At 34.0% G+C, this 22,131-nt stretch carries 22 protein-coding genes; 18 read left to right on the forward strand and 4 right to left on the reverse strand.

Annotation, left to right across the window (positions count from 1 at the left end):
• The first annotated feature begins 136 nt into the window (after window positions 1–136).
• The 17 genes from IGB25_RS12435 (at window position 137) to IGB25_RS12515 (ending at window position 16,924) form a co-directional block, all read left to right on the forward strand.
• Window positions 137–1,000, forward strand: a complete 864-nt coding sequence (locus IGB25_RS12435; protein ID WP_211065273.1) for a DUF58 domain-containing protein — start codon at window positions 137–139, stop codon at window positions 998–1,000.
• Window positions 1,001–1,007: 7 nt separating this feature from the next.
• The gene (locus IGB25_RS12440; protein WP_211065274.1) at window positions 1,008–2,636 is read left to right on the forward strand and encodes a hypothetical protein; all 1,629 of its coding nucleotides are present in this window, start codon (window positions 1,008–1,010) and stop codon (window positions 2,634–2,636) included.
• 2 nt (window positions 2,637–2,638) lie between these two features.
• Window positions 2,639–3,640 (forward strand): VWA domain-containing protein, encoded by a 1,002-nt coding sequence (locus IGB25_RS12445; protein ID WP_211065275.1) that lies wholly within the window; start codon window positions 2,639–2,641, stop codon window positions 3,638–3,640.
• Window positions 3,641–4,690, forward strand: a complete 1,050-nt coding sequence (locus IGB25_RS12450; RefSeq protein WP_211065276.1) for a VWA domain-containing protein — start codon at window positions 3,641–3,643, stop codon at window positions 4,688–4,690. It abuts the gene before it with no gap.
• Window positions 4,680–5,495, forward strand: a complete 816-nt coding sequence (locus IGB25_RS12455; protein ID WP_247653517.1) for a tetratricopeptide repeat protein — start codon at window positions 4,680–4,682, stop codon at window positions 5,493–5,495. Before IGB25_RS12450 ends, IGB25_RS12455 begins: the two co-directional genes overlap by 11 nt.
• Window positions 5,496–7,262, forward strand: a complete 1,767-nt coding sequence (locus IGB25_RS12460) for a BatD family protein (protein ID WP_211065277.1) — start codon at window positions 5,496–5,498, stop codon at window positions 7,260–7,262.
• The gene (locus IGB25_RS12465) at window positions 7,259–8,008 is read left to right on the forward strand and encodes an SH3 domain-containing protein (protein WP_211065278.1); all 750 of its coding nucleotides are present in this window, start codon (window positions 7,259–7,261) and stop codon (window positions 8,006–8,008) included. Before IGB25_RS12460 ends, IGB25_RS12465 begins: the two co-directional genes overlap by 4 nt.
• Window positions 8,009–8,075: 67 nt before the next feature.
• Complete coding sequence (locus IGB25_RS12470) at window positions 8,076–8,372, forward strand: hypothetical protein (protein ID WP_211065279.1); 297 nt, start codon at window positions 8,076–8,078, stop codon at window positions 8,370–8,372.
• Between the two features lie 71 nt (window positions 8,373–8,443).
• Entirely contained in the window at window positions 8,444–10,024 is a 1,581-nt protein-coding gene (locus IGB25_RS12475; RefSeq protein ID WP_211065280.1) for a SulP family inorganic anion transporter, read from the forward strand.
• Between the two features lie 10 nt (window positions 10,025–10,034).
• Window positions 10,035–10,655, forward strand: coding sequence for a carbonic anhydrase family protein (locus IGB25_RS12480; RefSeq protein ID WP_371815910.1), 621 nt, complete (start codon window positions 10,035–10,037; stop codon window positions 10,653–10,655).
• A 379-nt stretch (window positions 10,656–11,034) separates the two neighbouring features.
• The gene (gene hpt / locus IGB25_RS15275; protein ID WP_211065281.1) at window positions 11,035–11,562 is read left to right on the forward strand and encodes a hypoxanthine phosphoribosyltransferase; all 528 of its coding nucleotides are present in this window, start codon (window positions 11,035–11,037) and stop codon (window positions 11,560–11,562) included.
• A gap of 3 nt (window positions 11,563–11,565) precedes the next feature.
• The gene (locus tag IGB25_RS15280) at window positions 11,566–12,138 is read left to right on the forward strand and encodes an adenylate kinase (protein ID WP_211065282.1); all 573 of its coding nucleotides are present in this window, start codon (window positions 11,566–11,568) and stop codon (window positions 12,136–12,138) included.
• A gap of 211 nt (window positions 12,139–12,349) precedes the next feature.
• Window positions 12,350–13,114 (forward strand): alpha/beta fold hydrolase, encoded by a 765-nt coding sequence (locus tag IGB25_RS12495; protein WP_211065283.1) that lies wholly within the window; start codon window positions 12,350–12,352, stop codon window positions 13,112–13,114.
• Between the two features lie 3 nt (window positions 13,115–13,117).
• Window positions 13,118–13,717, forward strand: a complete 600-nt coding sequence (gene yihA / locus IGB25_RS12500) for a ribosome biogenesis GTP-binding protein YihA/YsxC (RefSeq protein ID WP_211065284.1) — start codon at window positions 13,118–13,120, stop codon at window positions 13,715–13,717.
• 304 nt (window positions 13,718–14,021) lie between these two features.
• A complete protein-coding gene (locus IGB25_RS12505; RefSeq protein WP_211065285.1) occupies window positions 14,022–15,800 on the forward strand; it encodes a chloride channel protein in 1,779 nt (592 codons plus the stop codon).
• Between the two features lie 32 nt (window positions 15,801–15,832).
• The gene (locus tag IGB25_RS12510; RefSeq protein WP_211065286.1) at window positions 15,833–16,072 is read left to right on the forward strand and encodes a hypothetical protein; all 240 of its coding nucleotides are present in this window, start codon (window positions 15,833–15,835) and stop codon (window positions 16,070–16,072) included.
• Window positions 16,073–16,144: 72 nt separating this feature from the next.
• A complete protein-coding gene (locus IGB25_RS12515) occupies window positions 16,145–16,924 on the forward strand; it encodes a 2-keto-4-pentenoate hydratase (protein ID WP_211065287.1) in 780 nt (259 codons plus the stop codon).
• A 129-nt stretch (window positions 16,925–17,053) separates the two neighbouring features.
• On the opposite strand, the gene feoB is transcribed toward IGB25_RS12515, so the two are convergent.
• The 4 genes from feoB to dnaA form a co-directional block, all read right to left on the reverse strand.
• Window positions 17,054–19,162, reverse strand: coding sequence for a ferrous iron transport protein B (gene feoB, locus IGB25_RS12520; RefSeq protein ID WP_211066922.1), 2,109 nt, complete (start codon window positions 19,160–19,162; stop codon window positions 17,054–17,056).
• Window positions 19,162–19,392 carry a FeoA family protein gene (locus tag IGB25_RS12525; protein WP_247653519.1) on the reverse strand — a complete coding sequence of 77 codons (231 nt, stop codon included), beginning with the start codon at window positions 19,390–19,392 and terminating at the stop codon, window positions 19,162–19,164. Before IGB25_RS12525 ends, feoB begins: the two co-directional genes overlap by 1 nt.
• A gap of 250 nt (window positions 19,393–19,642) precedes the next feature.
• Window positions 19,643–20,101 carry a low molecular weight protein-tyrosine-phosphatase gene (locus IGB25_RS12530; protein ID WP_211065288.1) on the reverse strand — a complete coding sequence of 153 codons (459 nt, stop codon included), beginning with the start codon at window positions 20,099–20,101 and terminating at the stop codon, window positions 19,643–19,645.
• Between the two features lie 4 nt (window positions 20,102–20,105).
• Window positions 20,106–21,533 (reverse strand): chromosomal replication initiator protein DnaA, encoded by a 1,428-nt coding sequence (gene dnaA, locus IGB25_RS12535; protein ID WP_211065289.1) that lies wholly within the window; start codon window positions 21,531–21,533, stop codon window positions 20,106–20,108.
• A 174-nt stretch (window positions 21,534–21,707) separates the two neighbouring features.
• On the opposite strand from dnaA, the gene IGB25_RS12540 reads away from it, so the two are divergent.
• A complete protein-coding gene (locus tag IGB25_RS12540; protein ID WP_211065290.1) occupies window positions 21,708–22,097 on the forward strand; it encodes a thioesterase family protein in 390 nt (129 codons plus the stop codon).
• Window positions 22,098–22,131: the final 34 nt, after the last annotated feature.

Below are 22,131 nucleotides of genomic sequence, written 5' to 3' on the forward strand. Positions count from 1 at the left end.
CACTTGGCGTCGCACTGAGCGAATTCGAAATGAAGGATTTAGGACAAGTAATTTATAGTTTTTTAATGATAAAAACATTTAAAAAATAATCAAAATTAAAGTCCTTCCCTCTGGGAAGGATTTAGGATGGGCTACTATGGATACCAAAGAACTTCTTAAAAAAGTTAGAAAAATCGAAATCAAAACCCGTCGTTTGAGCAATCACGTGTTTGGTGGCGAGTATCATTCGGCTTTTAAAGGACGTGGAATGACGTTTAGCGAAGTTCGCAGTTATCAATTTGGCGATGATGTGCGTGCAATTGATTGGAATGTTACGGCACGTTACAACGAGCCGTTTGTCAAGGTTTTTGAAGAAGAACGCGAACTGACTATGATGCTTTTAATAGATATTTCGGCTTCAGAAACTTTTGGCACACAAACCACCTATAAGCGAAATATTTTGGTAGAAATTGCGACAACTCTTGCCTTTTCTGCTATTCAAAATAATGATAAAGTGGGTTTGATGCTCTTTACAGACCAAATTGAACTTTACATTCCTCCTAAAAAAGGACGTATGCACGTCTTGAGAATTATTCGTGAACTCATTGAATTTAAACCTCAAAACAAAAAAACTGATATTTCTTTGGCACTAAAATCTTTAAGTAATATGATTAAAAAAAGAGCAATTGCCTTTGTGATGTCAGATTTTATGGACGATGATTATGAGCGAAGTTTAAAAATTGTAGCACAACGCCACGATGTGACTGGGATTAGAATTTATGATAAACGCGAAACCGAATTGCCCAATGTCGGGCTTATCCAAGCTCAAGATGCCGAAAGTGGGAAGTTGGTATGGCTCAATTCTGCTTTAAAAAGCACAAGACAAGCCTATAGAAAACAGTATTTAGACCGTGTAGAATATTTTGATAAAACTTTTAAACTGAGCGGTGCTGGTCGCATTTCTACTCAAGTAGAAGAAAGTTACGTCAAAAAATTATTAAGTTATTTTAAAGCCAGATAAGCCATTAATGAGATTAGATCAACTTACATATCAATTAATTTTAACACTAGTTCTACTGATATCTAATTTTGAAATTAATGCACAAGAAGTCTCGGCAGAAATAGACCGCGATACTATTAAAATTGGCGAACAAATTAAATATAAAATTACAGCAAAGGTTCAACCTGAAGATGTTATTGTTTTTCCTGAAGGACAAACTTTTACGCCATTAGAAATGGTAGAAGCTTACAAAATTGACACCACACAGCTCGAACCACTTAAAATTTTATCTAAAACTTATGCTCTAACTCAATTTGATTCAGGAAGTTATACCATTGGGAAACAAACCTTAAAGCTCAACGACAGTTTTATTGAAACCGACAGTATCAAAGTTCGTGTCAACGATGTGGTGGTTGATACGACTAAGCAAAAACTTTACCCCATTAAAACTTATATCGATTTTGAGAAGCCTTTCGAAATTCAATCCTGGATTTGGTGGACTTTGTTGGCTATTGTTGTGGTCTTATGTTTAATTTTTCTCATTTTTAAATTTAAAAAGAAAAAAGACGAGAAGAAAAAACGCATTCCGCCGTATCAACGCGCCATTCAATCTTTGCAAGAATTAGACAATTCTAAATTGATTGACGATAGAAATTTAAAAGAATATTATTCTCAACTCACCGACATCAGCCGAAGATATCTTGAAGAAAAAGTTGAAATCAAGGCTTTAGAATATACCAGTAATGAGTTGGTAGATGAGCTTGAAAACAGACGCCAAAATCAAAAACTCAACATCAGTCAAGACCTGATTGAAGACTTTAAAAAAGTTTTGCGACGGGCTGACCTTGCTAAGTTTGCCAAATCTGCACCTGATGTTTTGACGGCAAAAACGGATCGTAAAAACGTTGAAACATTCACCAACAGTATGCAAACGGCAATTCCTGAGCCAACCGACGAAGAGAAAAAACGCGATGAAGCCTATCAAGCCATTTTGAAAAAGCGACGTCAACGTCGAAAAATCGCTTTTGCTATTTTGGCTGTATTGGCTAATGTGACAATTTCTACCGTTGCTTTAGTCGCCACCAAAGGTTACGACTATGTCAAAGATGCTTATTTCGGCAATGCTTCAAAAGAGCTCTTAGAACAAGATTGGATCACCAGCACTTACGGCTATCCGCCAGTTCAAATTTCTACACCTGAAGTTCTCGTGAGAAAGCCCATTGATAGCCTCAATCAAAACATCAAACAAAATGATATGGTTCTCGATACCGAAACTTTTGTTGACGGTTCATTATTTTCAAACCTTTATGTGGTGTTGAGCACCGTAGAATTTAAAAAAGAAACCAAATTTGATCTCAATCAAGCCATTGACGGCATTTATAAAAATTTAGAACAAAAAGGTGCTATTAATATTTTGAGTAAAGACGAAGAAATTGAAACTTTAGATGGCACCAAAGGCATCAAAGTCTATGGAAGTTTCAAAATTAAAAACCCAATTACTGGCAATGAAATCGACAAATCTTATCATATTTTAAATTTTGGCGTAGGTGGCAATTATCAACAAATCACTATTGTTCATAATGAAAAAGATAAGTTTGCAGACGAAATAGCCAATAGAATTATAAATACAGTAGAATTTAAATTGGAAAACAACTAAGTATGTTCAACAACTTGACTTTTGAAAATCCCGCTTGGTTTTGGCTTTTGTTAGCCATTCCATTGTTTGTGGTTTGGTATTTAATCAAGCGTAAGGAAAGTCAAGTGCCAGTCAAATTCACTTCAACGCAGGCTTTTTCAGGCTCATCATTTTGGGGCTACATTAAACATACGATGTTTGCCTTTAAAATTTTGGCTTGGGTGTTTTTAACTATTGCAATGGCAAGACCAAGAACCGTTGACGTGACTACAGATATCAAAAAAACACGCGGTATTGATATTGTGATGTCTATTGATATTTCTGCCAGTATGTTGGCTAAAGATTTTGAGCCTAATCGGATGGAAGTCGTCAAAGAAGTGGCTTCAGAATTTGTTAAAAATCGTCCAAACGACCGTGTGGGTTTGGTGGTGTTTTCTGGCGAAAGCTATACCAAAACCCCTGTAACATCAGACAAAAGTATTGTTCTGAACACCCTTAAAGACATTTCATATTCCAGTCAAATAGAAGGTGGCACTGCCATTGGAATGGGACTGGCTACAGCTGTTAACCGACTTAAAGACAGCAAAGCCAAAAGCAAAGTCATTATTTTGTTGACTGATGGGGTCAATAATTCTGGTTTTATTGAGCCAAATACCGCGACCGATTTAGCTTTAGAATACGACATAAAAGTTTATGCCATTGGCGTTGGTAGTATGGGCACTGCACTTTCGCCTGTTGCGATTGATAGAAATGGACAATTTCAATACCGCAATACTAAAGTTGAAATTGATGAAGCACTTCTCCAAGATATTTCTACTAAAACTGGTGGACAATATTTCAGAGCGACCAATGAAGATAAGTTGAAATCAATTTATGAAGAAATCAACAAATTAGAAAAAACAGAAATCAAAGAGACCAAATACTATAATTATGATGAAAAATATCCCATTTTCGTCATTATTGCAGGTTTATTAATGGCATTGGTTGCTTTGATGAAATATACCATAATGAGAAGTTTAGTATAAATGATACAGTTTGAACACCCATATTACTTTTGGTATTTCGCCCTTGTCGGTGTGATTGTTTTATTGTTTATTTTTTATAGACTTTGGCAAATCCGTGCACAAAAACGTTTTGCCGACCCAAAATTGTTTAAGTTTTTAGCACCGCAACGCTCGGTTTTTAAGCTTTGGATAAAATTTATCTTCTTTATTTTGGCTTTGTCCTGTTTCATAATTGCTTTAGCTAATCCTAAAATGGGCACAAAAATGGAAACGGTAAAACGACAAGGCGTTGACATCGTGTTTGCACTTGACGTGTCAAAAAGTATGTTAGCCGAAGATATTGCACCCAACCGTTTAGAAAAAGCCAAACAAATAATTTCTCAAACACTAAACGCCTTAGTATCTGACCGTGTGGGCATTATTGGCTATGCTGGTAGTGCTTTTCCGCAATTACCCATAACAACTGATTACGGAGCCGCCAAGACGTTTCTACAAGCAATGAATACCGATATGGTATCCAGCCAAGGCACAGCCGTTGCCGATGCTATTGATTTGGTCGCCACTTATTACGACCGCGATGAGACTACCAATCGGGTTTTGATTATAGTCGGTGATGGCGAAGACCACGGCAATAAAGCTGATGCGACCATTGAGCGTGCTGTAGAAAATAATATCAGAATTTTTACCATTGCCGTTGGCACTTCAAAAGGTGGTCCAATTCCTATCAAACAAAATCGCGGTATAACTTATAAAAAAGACAATCAAGGTCAAACGGTAATTACTCGGGCTGACAAAATGACTTTAAAAAATATCGCCGAAAAAGGCAATGGTGTATTTATTGATGAAATGAGAACCGACGAAATTGTTAAAACTTTATTAGAAAATTTACAAAAAATTGAAAAATCGGAGTTCGAAACCAAACAATTTTCAGATTTTAAGACCCAATATCAATGGTTTGTTGGTTTTGGCATGCTTTTTATACTATTAGATATATTGATTTTAGAAAGAAAAACCCAATGGTTGCGACGACTTAACTTGTTTAATGAAAAAGACTATGATGATGAAATTTAGTTTATTAGGTGTTTTAATGTTTTTGTTTGTTTCGGTCAACGCTCAAGACAAAAACATCAAAAAAACACAAAAACAATATCAAAAATATTCTGCATTGGCCGCAGAAGAAATTCAAAACGGCGATTTTGCTCAAGCAGAAGCCTTGTATAGAAAAGCTTTAGACAAAAACCCTGAAGGCGATAAAGCCGCTTATAACTTTGGAAACTTATATTTTGAAAACCAAAAAAACAAACAATCGGCTTTGCGGTATTTAGAATCCGCAAAATCTTCTGAAGATAAAACCGTAAAACACAGGAATTATCACAACCTCGGCAACTTGATGATGAAAGAAAAACAATACGCCAAAGCCGTTGAAGCTTATAAAAATGCCTTGAGAAACAATCCTACGGATGAAGAAACACGATATAATTTAGCCTTAGCCAAGCAAAAAAGAGAAAAACAAAAAAACGAAGGTGGCGGTAAAGACAAAAACAAAGATCAACAAAAAAAGAACAAGAAAAAAGAACAAGATAAAGGTGGCGAAGGCGATAAAGACGAGAAAAAACAAGACCAACAAAACCGTAAAGACGGCGAAGAAAAAAAGGAAAACAAGCAAAGACAAGACGATGCTAGAAAAGACCCAAAAGAAGGTGATAGCAAAAAGCAAAAGCAACCGTCTCAACCAAAACCTCAAAAAGGAAAAATGAGCGAGCAACAAATTAAAAACCTGTTGCAGGCCATTCAAAATAAAGAAAAAGATACACAAGAAAAACTCAATGCCCAAAAAGTAAAGGGTGTAAAAATCAAAACAGAGAAAGACTGGTAAATGAAAAAATTAATTTACATATTGATTTTTATAAGTTGTGCTTGGAGTCAAGCTCAAGTTAAGTTTACTGCTGAAGTCAGCCGTGAAAAGCTTGGAATTAATGAACGCTTGCGCGTTGAATTTAGCATGAATAAAGATGGCGACAACTTTATACCACCATCTTTTGAAGGCTTTAAAAAAATTGCAGGACCAAATCAATCTGTGAGCCAAAGTTGGATAAATGGCAAAAGCAGTTTTCAAAAATCATATACCTTTTTCTTGCAACCTTTAAAACGCGGTAAACTCACCATTGGTCAAGCCGAAGTGACCATTGACGGTCAAGTTTATAAAACCTCACCTCAAACTATTGAAGTTACAGCGACTGTAGATAACCCAAGTGAAACCGCTGATGCTTCACCAGAGTCTAAAGCTTTGGATGGCATTCATTTGGTTGCTGAAGTTTCAGATACAAGCCCTTACCTCAACGAAGGAATTTATGTGGTCTATAAGCTGTATGTCAGTCCATCAACAGATATTAGAAATTGGCGGGCACTTGATAATCCTAAATATGAAAACTTTTGGAGTCAAAGCATTGACGTGAAACAGCTTGAAGTTAAAAATGGAGAATTTGCTGGCAAACCCTACCGCTATGTAGAGTTGCGAAAAACCATTTTGTATCCGCAAAAAACAGGAAAGCTCAAAATTGAACCGCTTACCCTTTCTATTGGTGTTGAAGTGCCAACGAACCGCAGAGACCTTTTTGGCAGAAGACTTTATGAAACAGTTGATAAAACCTATTCTGCTCAAACAAGAACAATTGATGTCAAACCATTGCCACAAGAAAATAAACCCGCCAGTTTTACTGGTGCTGTAGGAAAGTTTGATTTTGATGTGAGTGTTGACAAAAACAAACTCAAAGCAATGGAATCACTTCAGGCTGAAGTCAAAATAAGTGGTGAAGGCAATTTGAGTTTATTTGAGTTGCCAGCTTTAAAAGCTCCAAATAATACAGAAATATTTGAGCCTGAAAAACAAGATAATATCCGCACAACCACTAAAGGAATGGTGGGAACAAAGCGAAATATTTACACTTTAGTTCCACAACAAGCAGGAAAACAGGTGTTGCCAAGTTTAGAGTTTTCTTATTTTGACCCGTCCCAAAAAAAATACGTGACTTTAAATTCAAGTAATATTTCAATTGAAGTTGAACCCAATACAAGTTTGACCAATATCATTTCAAATTCGGATACTACGGGAAACAATTATTCATTTATAAAACCACCTGATGCACAATTCAGTTTTATCAAGCTTGATACTAATTTAGCTCCAATAGAGAAAAAACGCTTTTTTAAAAGCACAGCCTTTTGGGTGATTTCTTTTTCTGCTTTGGCATTATTTCCTTTCTTCATTGTTTTTAGAAAAGTTCAAAACCGTGAAGGTTTGTCAGAATCTGAAAGAAATCGTAAAAAGGCAAACAAGTTGGCTAAGAAGTTTTTGTCGGAAGCTAAATCTCACCAAAATGATTCAAAAGCTTTTTATTTGTCTTTAGAAAGAGCGCTTCACAATTATCTAAAAGCCAAGTTGCGTATTACCACAAGTGAAATGAGCAAAGAAAAAATAGAAGAATTATTATTAAAAAAAGGTGCAAAATCAGATGATGTCCATGCCTTTTTAGAATTGCTCAAAAATTGCGAAATGGCAAGATATTCGCCGTTAACCCAATCCGAAATCGATCAAGATTATCAACAAGCCAAAACAACATTAGCACAACTCGATAGAAGTTTATGAAAATAATTGTTTCCATATTGTGTTTTGCCTTAAGCCTTTCTGTTACGGCTCAAAACGATTCTATTTTCAGTCAAGCCAACGATGCTTATGCTGATGGTAACTACAAAGAGGCTCAAAGGCTTTACCAAAATATTTTAAAAAATGGTCAAGCATCAAGCGAGCTGTATTTTAATTTAGGGAATACGTATTACAAACTTGAAGATCTCGCCAACAGCATTTATTATTATGAAAAAGCGTTAAAGCTCAACCCCAAAGATAAAAGTATTCAAAACAATTTAGCCTTTGCAGAGCGAATGCGTTTAGATCAATTTAAACGTTTACCAGACTCCGAAGTTGATAAAACTTTAGACGATTTTATCACCACTTTTTCAATAGATACTTGGTCTATTATCGGAATTGTATTTCTATGTATTTCGGCCTTGTGTTTTGGTGTCTTTTTGTTGTTTAAACGCACGTTTGTTAAACGATTAGCTTTTGGAATTTGTATAGCTTTTTTGCTTTTATCAGGTGGTTCATTTGCAATGGCACAACTACAACTTCAGCGGGTTAAATCTTCGGTTTACGGCATTATTTTTCAAGAAGAAAAAGCTTTATTAGAAGAACCCAATCCCAAAAGCAATACTTTATTTCAACTGCACGAAGGCACAAAAATTAAAATTCTTGATCAGTTTCGTTCTTTCTACAAAGTTGAACTGCCTGACGGTACAATGGGTTGGATGACGACAGAAAATGTTAAGAAAATATAAATCTCAATTCCTCACCTATTACCAAAAACAAAGTTTCAAATTCACATAATTATTATATCTTTGAAACATGAAAAGAATTTATGCTACATATTTGTTATTTTTATTTATAGCTTTTTTGGCAACACCTACTGTTGTTAAGCTTATAGATGAAAATGCAGATGTAAGCATAGTTTACAACCTTGCAGAAGAGGAAAGATCTGAAAACCCTGTAAGTTCTTTTTTTGATTTTGATATCAATAAACAAGACTTTGAAGCTTTAAGTGTGCATGAAACTAAAGATGCTTTAGTTTTTGACAACTATCAATTTGCAATAAAGTCTAACCATATCCGAATTCCTTCACCACCACCTGATGCTTTAGCATAGACTTTAAAAGCATTTCATTTCTTTTTAATTTCATTTTTTATCCTGCCTGAAAGGGCATTAAATCTTATTTTATGTTTAAATATTTAAAAAAAGACCTTCCTGCAAGTGTCGTTGTTTTTTTTGTAGCTCTGCCATTATGTTTAGGAATAGCATTAGCATCTGGCGCACCTTTATTTTCTGGATTAATTGCTGGTATCATTGGTGGCATAGTAGTTGGGTCGCTAAGTGGCTCACAGGTTGGTGTAAGTGGACCAGCAGCTGGATTGGCAGTTATTGTGCTGAGTGCTATTGCTAGTCTTGGCAGTTTTGAGAACTTTCTTGTAGCAGTAATTATTGGCGGTGCTATTCAGATATTGTTGGGTATAGCCAAAGCAGGAGTTATAGGTTATTATTTTCCAACTTCAGTGATTAAAGGTATGTTGGCTGGTATAGGAATTATTATTTTTATTAAGCAAATTCCATTTGCACTTGGCTTGAGCGATAATGTAGAGTTTTCAGAATATGTCACAGATGATCACGTGGCTTTTGCAGAATACTTTCAAACCCTATTAGATAATATTTCTATAGGAGTAATTTTTATTACCTTTATCAGTCTTGGTATTATCATTTTATGGTCTAATGTTCTTGAAAAAAGATCTAAATTTTTTAAAATTTTCCCAGGACCAGTCGTAGCAGTTATTGTCGGGGTTTTATATTATGTTTTAATACCAGAAGGTTCGGTTTTAGCTATTTCAACACACAACCTTGTGAATGTTCCAGTACCAGAAAATACATCTGACTTTATAGGTCAGTTTACATTTCCTAATTTTTCAGTGATTACTAATCCAAACGTTTGGATTACGGGAATTACCATTGCCATTGTAGCCAGTTTAGAAACTTTGCTTAGTGTTGAAGCAACTGATAAACTTGACCCAGAAAAACGCATAACACCAACCAATAGAGAACTGTTTGCTCAAGGTACGGGCAATATACTCTCTGGTCTTATTGGTGGATTACCAATTACACAAGTAATTGTAAGAAGTACAGCTAATGTCACATCAGGAAACAAAACTAAGTTATCTGCAATTGTTCACGGTTTTTTATTGTTGATTTCAATCATCGTTATTCCTAAGTTGCTCAACCTTATTCCGCTTGGTGTTTTGGCTGCTGTTTTATTTGTTGTTGGCTATAAGTTAGCTAAGCCAAGTTTATTTAAACAGATGTATTTTCTCGGCAAATCTCAGTTTTTACCTTTTATTATCACTGTCTTAGGAATTGTATTCACTGATTTATTGATTGGTATTGGTTTAGGCTTGGGTTCTGGACTTTTAACAGTGCTTTACAACAGCTATAAAAACTCACACTTTTTACACATAAAAGGACAAAATGGCAATAAAAAACACATCAATATGACTTTAGCCGAAGAAGTTACTTTTTTCAATAAAGGGGCAATTATGAGAGAATTAAAAAATATTGAAAATGATTCTTTTGTAGAAATCGATATACGAAAAACAAAGTTTTTAGATTATGATATTTTAGAAATTCTGGACGATTACGCCTTTAAAGCCAAAAACAGAAATATTGATATAAAATTGATTCATAAAAAAGGAGAAGTTAAAAACCCAGATAGTTTTAAAGAGTATTTTGATAAAATTGCATTAACAGATAAATAAAATAAACATTATGGATAAAATCATTTCTAAACAAGAACAAGTATCTATGACACCAGAAAGTGTGCTCAAAGATTTACTAGAAGGCAATCAGCGATTTGTAAAAAACAACTTAGAGCATCGCGATTATAACTTGTTAAAAACAAGCACCTCTGATGGTCAATATCCCAAAGCCATCGTCTTATCTTGTGTGGACAGTCGTGTGCCTGTAGAGACCGTGTTTGATCAAAGTATTGGCGATATTTTTGTGTCTCGTGTAGCTGGCAATTTTGTCAACATTGATATTCTTGGCAGTATGGAGTTTGCTTGTAAAGTAGCTGGAAGCAAATTGGTTTTTGTACTTGGTCACGAAAAATGCGGAGCCGTAAGTTCAGCTTGTGATCATGTTAAATTAGGGCATATTACCGCTATGTTAAAAAACATTGAACCCGCAATTGAACAGACAAAAACCAAAGGAGAACGCAACTCTAAAAACGCTGAATACGTTCAAGCCGTAGTAGAAAAAAATGTGATGCTCAATATTGAACGTATTAGAAAAGAAAGTCCTATTTTAAAAGACCTTGAAGATTCGGGTCAAATAAAAATTGTAGGAGGAGTCTATTCTTTAAAAACAGGTGAAATTAAGATGCTGTAATCAATTTGGTGGCATTGGTGTGATTCTGTTTTGAAGAACCACTCTGCCACCAAATATGTATGGATTTTAGCCTCGGAAATCATATTTTAATATTATGTGATTTTAATCGTTTAATATATTGATTTTCAGTATATCAAATCCGAATTATGCATTACCAAAATCAAGTGGAATCAAGCAAAAAGTTTGTGGAGTAAGGTAAATTTTTAATCTCCCAACTTTTTTGCTTGACCCAAAATCATCTGTAAAATTACTACTTCAACATTAACTCAAAAAAAGCTTTTTGCCAATGCTTATTTATTTTGATTTAAATTAATCGAAAATCAAAGCCCATATAACTTCGCATTACGAGACTTTACTTATCTTTGTTTTTTGCTGAATTATGACCATCCAAAACTTACAATTTGAACTTTTTATCACACAAGACGATATAAACAAACGTGTTGAAGAGTTGGCTAAATCCATACAAAAAGATTACAAAGGCAAAACCCCAACGTTCTTAATCATTTTAAATGGAGCATTTATGTTTGCTTCAGATTTAATCAAGCATTACCAAGGCGAATGTCGTATATGCTTTATGCGTCTATCTTCATATCGTGGCACACGTTCCACTGGCAATATCAGCACCTATTTAGAAGCTGAACAGCTCGACAACCAAGATATCATTATTGTAGAAGATATTGTCGATACAGGCAATTCTATTGAATACATCATCCAAAACCTCAAGACCAAAAATCTTAAATCATATAGCATTGCAAGTCTGTTTTACAAACCTGATGCCTACAAAAAGCCCTATTCTATAGACTATATTGGTTTCAAAATACCAGATAAGTTTATTGTAGGTTATGGATTAGATTACAACGGTTTAGGTCGAAATTTACCAGATATCTATCAACTCAAAACTTCATAAATTATGACAAACATTGTTTTATTTGGTCCACCAGGAGCTGGCAAAGGCACACAAGCCGACATTCTAAAAGACAAGTATAACCTCATTCACCTCTCAACGGGTGATATGTTTAGATACCACATCAAAAACAAAACCGACTTAGGTCAACTCGCCCAATCATATACCGACAAAGGCAAATTAGTTCCAGACAAAGTTACTATCAAAATGCTCAATGCTGAAGTGGACAAACATTTACCGTGTAATGGCTTTCTCTTTGACGGTTTTCCACGCACAGAAGCCCAAGCCCAAAGCCTCGACCAATTGATGACCCAAAAATCAACTCAAATCAACGCTATGATTGCCTTAGAAGTCGATAACAAAGTTTTGATTGAGCGTTTACTCGAACGTGGCAAAACCTCAGGCAGACCCGACGACGCCAACGAAGATGTCATCAGAAAACGCATCAAAGTCTATTATGACGAAACTGCTATTTTAAAAACCTATTACCAAAAAGCTAACAAATATTATGGCGTAGATGGTGTCGGTAGCATTGAAGAAATCACAGCACGAATCAGCAAAATTATAGATAAAATTTAATGAATTATTTTAGCTTTATATGGTCTATTCGCTAAATTCTCGTATTAGACGGGATTTGCCACATATCTTGTCCGAATATATATATATTTTTATTCAATATTTTTTGGGAATCCATAAGCTAAGTACGGCTTTCAATTCACCATTTTTATTATACATCTACCACGAATTAAAAAAGTTAATTATATTTGAATACTAGAAACAAATACATTTGATGGAATACAAATTAGAACACGATGGAAAATTTAAATTTATTGAAATAGGTGAAGGAACACCCATAATTATTCTACATGGTTTAATGGGTGGTCTCAGCAACTTTGATGGCGTCGTTGACTTTTTTCCAAAACAAGGTTACAAAGTCGTCATCCCAGAATTACCCATTTACACTTTGCCGATTTTAAAAACCAATATCAAAAATATTTCTACCTACATCAAAGAATTTATAGACTACAAACAATACAAAGATGTCATTTTGTTAGGCAACTCTCTCGGTGGTCATATCGGATTATTAACAACAAAATTATATCCAGAATCTGCAAAAGCACTTATCATTACTGGCGACTCTGGACTTTACGAAAGTGCTATGGGCGAGAGTTATCCCAAACGTAGTAATTATAATTATATCAAAAAGAAAGCAGAAAATGTTTTTTACGATCCTAAAATTGCTACCAAAGAAATCGTTGACGACGTTTATAAAGTCGTAAATGACAGAAGTAAACTCATCAGAACATTGGCTATAGCCAAAAGTGCTATAAGACATAATATGTCTAAAGATTTACCCAATATACATCAACCAACATGTATAATTTGGGGAAAACAAGATAATGTTACACCACCAAATGTTGCAGAAGAATTTCACGAAAAACTCCCCAACTCAGATTTGTTTTGGATAGATAAATGCGGTCATCTTGCAATGATGGAACATCCCGAGCAATTTAATAGTATTTTGCACAGTTGGTTACAGAAACGTGAATTATAAATTATGGATATCACCCAATCCAGATTTGTTATCAGTAATTCTAAAGTTGAAGATTGCCCCAACTCTCAATTGCCCGAATACGCTTTTATAGGGCGAAGTAATGTTGGTAAATCTTCACTCATCAATATGTTAACGGGTAAAAAAAACTTAGCCAAAGTCTCAGGAAAACCTGGTAAAACCCGATTGATAAATCATTTTCTGATCAATGATACTTGGCATTTGGTTGATTTACCTGGTTATGGTTATGCTAAAGTCAGTAAAAAAGAAAAAAAAGTCTTTCAAAAATTTATCACTGATTATTTCAAAAAACGAAAACAACTCGTCAATGCCTTTGTATTAATTGATTCTCGTCACGAACCGCAAAACATTGACCTTGAATTTATGCAATGGCTTGGTGCCAATGCTATTGCGTTTTCGATTATTTTCACTAAAACCGATAAGTTAAAACCTCAAGCCTTAGACAAAAACATTTTACACTACAAATCTGTATTAATGGAATATTGGGAAGAATTGATGCCCATTTTTTTGTCATCATCCAAAGATAAAACAGGTAAAGATGATATTTTAGACTATATCCACAATATCAATCAGAGTTTGAACTAAAAAATCTAACCATTAAGAAGTTAAGACAGATTAAGACTTACTGACTTCCTTAATGACCTTCATTTCTTAATGGTTCAAAAATAAATGCCAACCATTAAGAAGTCATGAAAATTCTTATTGACATTTATTGTTGCTTTCTAATAAAAACACAAAACACCTTAAAGGAATAAAACACCTCAAAGCAATTAAAAAGTTAATGAAGTTTATTTAAAAATGCTTTTACCAAGAGGTTGCTTCTATATAAATTAAAAGTAACTTTGCAATTTATTTTCTGATTTTCTTAGGCAGAAATTAAAATTATTAAATGCCACAAAAAAATAAAATAGTCAAGAATTTTTTAATTTGGAGATATAAAAACATCAGCGACGAAACGTTTTTATATATTCTTAGTGCTTTTATAGGACTTTTGGCTGGATTAGGAGCTGTAGTTATCAAAAACGTTACTTATGTATTGAGTTTGTTGTTTAAAAATGAATTTATCAGCATTTACTTTAGGGAGTTTTATTTTTTCACACCAGTCATCGGATTTTTATTAGTTGTCTTAATTTCAAAATATATTTTAAAATCAAAAGTCGGTCACGGTATTCCTATGGCTTTAGCTTCTTTATCAAAGCACGATGGAAGAATGAAAGTTCAAAATATATTTAGTTCTATCATTACCGCACCAATCACAGTTAGTTTTGGAGGTTCTGTAGGTTTAGAAGGACCATCAGTAGCAACGGGAGCTTCAATAGCTTCAAATGTGTCAAGTTTTTTTAGACTTAAAGCTAAAACCAGAAAACTAATTTTAGTCTGTGGTCTTGCAACTTCGCTTTCCGCAATTTTTAAAGCTCCAATTGCCGCTATTCTATTTGCTATTGAAGTTTTTAGTTTAGATCTTACTTTAGCATCTTTACTTCCTCTACTTTTTGCTTCAATTTCTGCTGTTTTTACAAGAATATTATTTCTAGGAGAGCAATATATTTTAGACTTTCATAATCTTGACAATTTTAATATAAACAATATTTTATACTTTATTGCCTTTGGAATTTTGACAGGAATATTGTCTTTGTATTTTACAAAATCCTATGTTTTTATAGAAGAAAGACTAAAAATAATTAAAAATGAATATAAAAAAGCAGTGATAGCTGGTGTTGGTGTTGGTGTTTTGGTTTTTATAGCATATCCTATTTACGGAGAAGGCTTTGAATTTATGAACCAACTCATTCAAAACAATACGATAGAATTTAAAGATGATTTTATTTTATTTCAATATTTTGATAACTCTTGGATTTTTTTAGTCTTTATCCTTTTCTTAATTCTTGTTAAACCTATTGCAACATCTCTAACTTTAAACGGTGGCGGAGTTGGTGGTATTTTTGCACCAACATTGTTTTTAGGCGTTTTAGCAGGTAATTTTTACACCAAATTTCTAAATTTATTTGATGTTTATTTACCCGTTAGTAATTTTGCAATGTTAGGTATGGCAGGCTTGTTGGCTGGCATACTTCAAGCACCACTTACAGCTATTTTTTTAATTGCTGAAATTACAGGTGGCTATGGAATCATCATTCCGTTAATGCTGACGGTATCAATTTCTTTTTGGATTTCAAAAAAATATGTCGATCACAATATTTATACTCGTCAACTCAAAAAAAATAATCAGTTGATTACCCACAACAAAGATCAAACAGTTTTGATGTTATTAAATCTAAAATCACTAATTGAAACTCATTTTATAGCGGTCAACCCCGAAATGACCTTTAAAGAAATGTTGCTTAAAGCGGTTTCAAAATCTCATAGAAATCTTTTTCCTGTTTTAGATCAAGAAAACAAACTTGTGGGTGTAATTACCTTAGATGACATCAGAGAATTTATGTTTGATGAAGATTCTCAAAACAACCTAAAGGTTAAATATTTTATGCATCAACCTCCTGATTTTATTGATATAGATACTGATAATGTAAGAAAAGCAATTCAAAAATTTCAAAAAACTCAGGCTTGGAATTTGCCAGTTATCCAAAACAATCGTTATATTGGATTTATATCAAAATCAAAACTTTTAACAGCTTACAGAGAAAAACTTATTGAGCTGACAGTTTAAAATATGAAGTGAATTCAAAAAAATAAACAATCATGAAAATAATAATATGGATTTGTTTTGTCATTATGCTCGGTGGTTTCGGCACGGGATTTTATATTAAAATTGTGGAAACCAATCCTGAAATAGGCGATAAAATTATTGGACTTTCTGTGCTATTTACCTCTTTTATTTTTATGCCTCTATTTCTATATCACCGTTGGAAAGGCAAAGATATCAAAGATTATGTGCTTGATAAAAAAAAGCTAGACGAAATGCGGGAGAAAGATTTGTAATTTTTATAAATCACGAAAAGACACCAAGGCACAAAGATTTTATACTCATACTGAAATGCTTAAACTTAAAATATGAATCCATTGGAGAAAATAGCTGAACAACTTTATACAGCTGAAATTCAAAACAAACCAATACAACCCATTAGAACAGCATTCCCTAACGAAAGAGATATTGATGTCGCTTATCAAATTCAGCAACTTGTTACTCAAAAAAAATTAGCCGAAGGAGCTAAATCAGTAGGTAAAAAAATTGGTTTAACTTCCTTTGCTGTGCAAAAACAACTCGGTGTTGACGAACCCGACTTTGGCGTTTTAACCGATGAAATGCAAATTAAAAATCACGCTAAACTATCTTCTGAAAACTTAATGCAACCCAAAGCCGAAGCCGAATGGGCGTTTGTTTTAAAACACAATTTAGATGTTGAAAATATAACACTAATCGATGTCAAAAATGCCATTGATTATGCTGTTGTAGCTATTGAAATTGTAGGTAGCCGTATTAAAAATTGGAACATCAAAATCACTGATACCATAGCTGATAATGCTTCGGCAAGTCATTTTGTTTTAGGTTCAAAAAAAATTGAATGGTCTAAAATTGATATGGTCAATTGTGAAATGAAAATGTTTAAAAATAGCAACATCGTTTCTGAAGGAAATGGTCAAGCTTGTATGGGCAATCCGCTCAAGGCTGTTTTATGGTTGGCTCAAACTATGCAAAAACACCATCAACCATTACAAGCAGGTGAAATTATTTTGTCGGGTGCTTTAGGTCCGATGACTGTAATTGAAAAAGGTGATAGACTTAGTGCAAGTATTGATGATTTTGATTCGGTTGAATTTCAAGTCGTTTAGTTTTTAGCACCCACAATCACTTTGACCACAAGCTTTTTTTGTTTTTTTCTTGAAGAAAAATTTTTTAATTAAAAAGCCAACGGCAGTTATAAATGTTATCCAAACGAGTATTTCTTGTATTGACATAATTTATTTTAAGATTTGATAAGCAATTAAAGACACAATATAAGCAAAACTTGTCATAAAAACAAGTTGTAAGATAGGCCATTTCCAAGTATTGGTTTCGCGTCTGACTACGGCAAGTGTGCTCATGCATTGCATTGCAAAAGCGTAAAACAGTAATAAACTAATACCGCTTGCCAAGTTAAATAGTTTACCACCAAACACAGGATTTACTTCTTTAGACATTCGTTTTTTGATGGTTTCTTCATTTTCATTACCAACACTATAGATGGTGGCGAGTGTTCCTACAAAAACTTCTCGTCTTGCAAAAGAGCTGATAACAGCTATCCCGATTTTCCAGTCATAACCCAAGGGTTGAACTACAGGTTCAATGCCTTTGCCCATATAACCAATATAGGAATGTCTTAATTTATAGGATGAAATTTTGGTATCTAATTCTTCAGGTGTTAAAACTAAATTTTCAGTTTTAACTTCGGTTTTGACGATGTTTTCTGCGTTTTTAAATTTTTCATTAGGCCCATAACTTGCTAAAACCCATAAAATAATAGAAATAGCCAAAATAATTTTTCCAGCACCAAATACAAATGATTTGGTTTTGTCAAGAACCGTAATCAATACATTTTTAGCAATAGGCATTTTGTAGTTTGGCATTTCAACTACAAAATAAGTTTTATGTGAAGTTTTCATCACTTTGTGCAAAAGCCATGCTGAAAACACTGCCATGCCAAATCCTATAAAATACAGCAACAGCAAAACTAAACCTTGGTAATTTACCCCAAGAAAGCTTTTATCTGGAATAACTAAGGCGATAATGATTAAATAAACAGGCAATCTGGCAGAACAAGTCGTGAACGGGATGACTAAAATGGTGATGAGTCGTTCTTTCCAATTTTCGATGTTTCTAGACGCCATCACGGCGGGAATAGCACAAGCCGTTCCTGAAACTAAAGGCACAATGCTTTTTCCACTCAACCCAAATTTCTTCATAATTTTATCAGTGAGAAATACGACACGACTCATATAGCCACTTTCTTCAAGAATGCTAATAAAGAAAAACAAAAATGCGATTTGTGGGATAAAAATCACAATACCACCAATTCCTGGTATAATACCTTCGGCAATAAGTTTTGTGAACTGCCCTTCAGGTAGTGTGTTTCTTGTCCATTCACTGAAATGTGCAAAACTTTCATCGATAAAATCCATCGGATAGGCGACCCAATCATAAATCACTTGAAAAATTAAAAGCAAAATCACTGCAAAAATAAGATAACCCCAGATGCGATGCATCAACAATCGGTCTAAACTCGCCCTTAAACCTTTTGCCATATTGATGTCTTTGGTCATCGTTGATTTTAAAGTGTCGTTGATGAAAGTATATCGGGCAATAATTTCTTTTTGCTGTAAACGCTTGAGTTCAGAATCGCTTTTGGGTTCAAAACTTTTGGCTTTGTTTTTGATCTGATTGCGATCTAAATTGCCAAAATTGACATCTTGAGTAATGACTAACCAAAGCTTATAAGTGTTTTGATTCGGGAATGTTTTTTTGAGATTACCAAAATATTCGGTATCCACTCTCGATGCGTTGCAACAGGCTTCTGTAGAAAGTTGTTTATAATTTGTAATGAGAGTTTTAAGTTTGTCAAAACCCGTTTTTTTTCTTGCACTAATCAGTGCAATTTTGGTTTTGAGTTGTTTTTCAAGCTTTGGAACATCAAGGCTAATACCTTTTCGTTCCATTCTATCAGCCATATTGATGGCTAAAATTGTAGGAATTCCAAGGTCTTTAATCTGAGTGAAAAGTAATAGATTACGTTTCAAGTTTTCAACATCACTGACAACTACAACAACGTCGGGATAGTCTTTATCATTTTTGTTAAGCAAAAGCTCAATGACTATATTTTCGTCTAAAGAAGAAGCGTTTAGACTGTAAGTACCAGGTAAATCAATGATATGGGCTTTTAGAACCCGATTGAGCTTAGCGACGCCTTCTTTTTTTTCAACCGTTATGCCAGGATAGTTACCAACTTTTTGATTTAATCCTGTTAAGTTGTTAAAGACAGAGGTTTTCCCTGTGTTAGGATTGCCGACAAGTGCTACATTGATTTGCCTCATGATTATTCTTCTATGAGTTTTACTAAAATATCTCTTGCCGTTTCAAGTCTGATGGCTAAAAAAGTATCGTTGATATTAAGATATAAAGGATCTTTTATTTTAGCAATTTTGATTACTTCAACTGCATTACCTGGCAAACAGCCCATTTCGAGAAGTTTTAAAGGAATAGTCTCAGAAGAAATATCAGTAATGGTTGCCTTTTGTCCGCTTTTTAAATCGGCAATGCTCATCATTTTTATTTAGATTAAGTTGAAACAGTGCAAATTTAAAAAATCTAATTGAAGTGGACTTTAAAGTTGTGATTTTAATTTAAAGTTAACGCCCGAACTTGATTTTGGTCAGTTTTTGGTGTTTTTAATCTGCAAATAAGTATAATGTCTTGATTTCATCAGATCATTTCCAGTTGATTTTTTAGGTTAGATTTTTATAATGCTTATTGGAAAGACTATCAGGTTGAGACTCGAACAAATATGGTTTGTAATATCACTTACCTAACTTCTCAGCAATCTTATCACAAGCCTGATCAAGCATTTCATAAACCCGTTTAAAACCATCAATGCCACCAGTGTAAGGATCTGGAACGTCGCAGTTTTCACCAGGCAAAACTTCATTTAATATCAGATGAACTTTGTTGCGGTCGTTATCGTTTCTTGCCAAACTCAAGACGTCTTCGTAATTTGAATTATCCATCACATAAATGAGATCAAATCGGTCAAAATCTGAAACTTTAAATTGTCTGCATCGTTGGTCAGTGATATCTATATGGTGTTCTTTAGCAATTTTTATAGAGCGTTCGTCAGGTTTTTGACCTACGTGATAGTCATCAGTACCTGCGGAGTCTATAAAAACTTTGTTGGTGTTGACTTTGGTTTTTAAAATGCCTTCGGCGAGTGGCGAGCGACAAATATTTCCAAGGCACACCATAAGAATTTTAGTGTTCATAAATTTACTCTACTAAGCGTTTGTCAAGGTCTTCAACAAATTTTTTGAATTGCTTGTCCGTTGAAGTTAAATTGCTAACGGTTTTACAAGCGTGCAGAACGGTAGCGTGATCTCTATCGCCAATTTGTTTACCAATGCTAGCCAGCGAAGCTTTGGTCATTTTTTTGGCAAAATACATTGCTATTTGTCTGGCTTGAACGATGTGTCGTTTACGGGTTTTAGATTGTAATGTGTCCGTATCCATTTGAAAATAACTGCTTACCACTTTTTGAATGTGGTCTATAGAAATTTCTTTTTTAGAATTGTGGACATAATTATCTACGATTTTTTTTGCCAAAATCAAATCCACCTCTTCTTTATTAAATGAAGAATGAGCGATTAAGGAGATAATAGCACCTTCAAGTTCTCTGATATTACTCTTGATGTTTTGGGCAACAAAATCTATAATGTCTTTACCTATTTCTACACCATCGCGATAGAGTTTGTTGCTAATGATTTTCTTACGGGTTTCGTAATCAGGTTTGAGCAATTCTGCTGATAAGCCCCATTTAAAACGTGATAGCAAGCGTTTTTCTATTTCTTGCATATCAACTGGTGCTTTATCACTGGTTAAAATGACTTGCTTGCCATTTTGATGTAAATGATTAAAAATATGGAAAAAAACATCTTGTGTGCCTTTTTTGCCCGACAGCAATTGAATGTCATCCACAATAAGTACATCAATGACTTGATAGAAATGGATAAAGTCGTTTCTGGTGTTTTTCCTTACCGATTCTATATATTGTTGAGTAAATTTTTCAGCCGAAATGTAAAGCACAGTTTTGTTGGGGTGTTTGTCTTTAACATCAACACCAATAGCGTGAGCCAAATGTGTTTTGCCCAAACCTACACCACCAAAAACAAGTAGTGGATTAAAAGACGTGCCACCAGGTTTTGCCGAAACTGCTTTTTCTGCAGAACGAGCTAAACGGTTAGAATCGCCTTCAAGAAAATTATCAAAATTATAATTAGAATTGAGTTGTGAATCAATTTTTAAATTTCTAATACCTGGTATGACAAAAGGATTTTTTAACTCGGGATTTTTTGTGTTAAGTGCCATATTAACGTCTTGAGAATTGACTTTGCTTCGCTGTGAACTTGGTATTTTTTCTGTAAAAGCTGGCTTTTTGCCCCTTGCATTTTCCATTCTTATCACATAAATAAGCTTAGCATAATCGCCTAAAGTTTTATTAAGTGCTACGCGAAGCAATTTGACGTAGTGTTCTTCAAGCCATTCATAAAAAAATTTAGAAGGCACTTGAATACTTAATGCGTTATCAGATAGCTTAACAGCTTTTATGGGCTCAAACCATGTTTTGTATGCTTGTGGTGTGATGTTATCTTCTATAAAAGACAAACAATTTTCCCAAACTGATTCCGCAGTTTTATTCATAATTAATCTTAAATTTACAATTTTTGGAGGTGAAAATTACCCCGTTTTGATATGGCAAATATGTGAACAAATCATTTCATAAAAAAATAAAATTGCTATTGAATTTTAAGTTTTTTTTGCCTATACAAAACTTTTATAAAAATAGAAAAATAAAAGTTATTAACGTTATAAAACATGGAATATTTATATAAAATCCGCTATGCAGAAACCGACCAAATGGGTGTGGTTCATCATGCCAATTACTTGCTATACTTAGAACAAGCAAGGATTGAATGGCTCGAAAAAAAGGGTGTAAAATACTCCAATTTAGAACAAGATGGCATAATGCTACCTGTTTATAAAATTGAAATAGATTATAAAAAACCTTTGGTGTTTGGCGGTAGCGTTAAGGTTCAAGTTGAATGCTCAAAAACTCCCGATGTCAAGATTGGATTTGACTATAAATTATTAAATGACGCTGATGAAATTGTTGCGACGGCAAAAGTGATTTTAGTTTTTATATCCGCACAAACTCGCAGACCTATAAGATGTCCAAAATACTTATTTGAAATTTTGACAACTTAAGCCAATTTTAGGACGAGTCGATTAAATGCTATTA

The sequence above is a fragment of the Flavobacterium sp. CS20 genome (assembly GCF_018080005.1).
Lineage (GTDB): Bacteria > Bacteroidota > Bacteroidia > Flavobacteriales > Flavobacteriaceae > Psychroflexus.

Coding starts and splice junctions, on each gene's coding strand:
- IGB25_RS12440 (WP_211065274.1), top strand. CDS start 1,008: ATGAGATTAGATCAACTTACATATCAATTAATTTTAACACTAGTTCTA.
- IGB25_RS12515 (WP_211065287.1), top strand. CDS start 16,145: ATGAATCCATTGGAGAAAATAGCTGAACAACTTTATACAGCTGAAATT.
- yihA (WP_211065284.1), top strand. CDS start 13,118: ATGGATATCACCCAATCCAGATTTGTTATCAGTAATTCTAAAGTTGAA.
- IGB25_RS12505 (WP_211065285.1), top strand. CDS start 14,022: ATGCCACAAAAAAATAAAATAGTCAAGAATTTTTTAATTTGGAGATAT.
- IGB25_RS12450 (WP_211065276.1), top strand. CDS start 3,641: ATGATACAGTTTGAACACCCATATTACTTTTGGTATTTCGCCCTTGTC.
- IGB25_RS12455 (WP_247653517.1), top strand. CDS start 4,680: ATGAAATTTAGTTTATTAGGTGTTTTAATGTTTTTGTTTGTTTCGGTC.
- IGB25_RS12510 (WP_211065286.1), top strand. CDS start 15,833: ATGAAAATAATAATATGGATTTGTTTTGTCATTATGCTCGGTGGTTTC.
- IGB25_RS12470 (WP_211065279.1), top strand. CDS start 8,076: ATGAAAAGAATTTATGCTACATATTTGTTATTTTTATTTATAGCTTTT.
- IGB25_RS12435 (WP_211065273.1), top strand. CDS start 137: ATGGATACCAAAGAACTTCTTAAAAAAGTTAGAAAAATCGAAATCAAA.
- IGB25_RS12480 (WP_371815910.1), top strand. CDS start 10,035: ATGGATAAAATCATTTCTAAACAAGAACAAGTATCTATGACACCAGAA.
- IGB25_RS12530 (WP_211065288.1), bottom strand. CDS start 20,101: ATGAACACTAAAATTCTTATGGTGTGCCTTGGAAATATTTGTCGCTCG.
- dnaA (WP_211065289.1), bottom strand. CDS start 21,533: ATGAATAAAACTGCGGAATCAGTTTGGGAAAATTGTTTGTCTTTTATA.
- IGB25_RS12475 (WP_211065280.1), top strand. CDS start 8,444: ATGTTTAAATATTTAAAAAAAGACCTTCCTGCAAGTGTCGTTGTTTTT.
- IGB25_RS15280 (WP_211065282.1), top strand. CDS start 11,566: ATGACAAACATTGTTTTATTTGGTCCACCAGGAGCTGGCAAAGGCACA.
- IGB25_RS12460 (WP_211065277.1), top strand. CDS start 5,496: ATGAAAAAATTAATTTACATATTGATTTTTATAAGTTGTGCTTGGAGT.
- IGB25_RS12445 (WP_211065275.1), top strand. CDS start 2,639: ATGTTCAACAACTTGACTTTTGAAAATCCCGCTTGGTTTTGGCTTTTG.
- IGB25_RS12540 (WP_211065290.1), top strand. CDS start 21,708: ATGGAATATTTATATAAAATCCGCTATGCAGAAACCGACCAAATGGGT.
- IGB25_RS12525 (WP_247653519.1), bottom strand. CDS start 19,392: ATGATGAGCATTGCCGATTTAAAAAGCGGACAAAAGGCAACCATTACT.
- IGB25_RS12495 (WP_211065283.1), top strand. CDS start 12,350: ATGGAATACAAATTAGAACACGATGGAAAATTTAAATTTATTGAAATA.
- hpt (WP_211065281.1), top strand. CDS start 11,035: ATGACCATCCAAAACTTACAATTTGAACTTTTTATCACACAAGACGAT.
- IGB25_RS12465 (WP_211065278.1), top strand. CDS start 7,259: ATGAAAATAATTGTTTCCATATTGTGTTTTGCCTTAAGCCTTTCTGTT.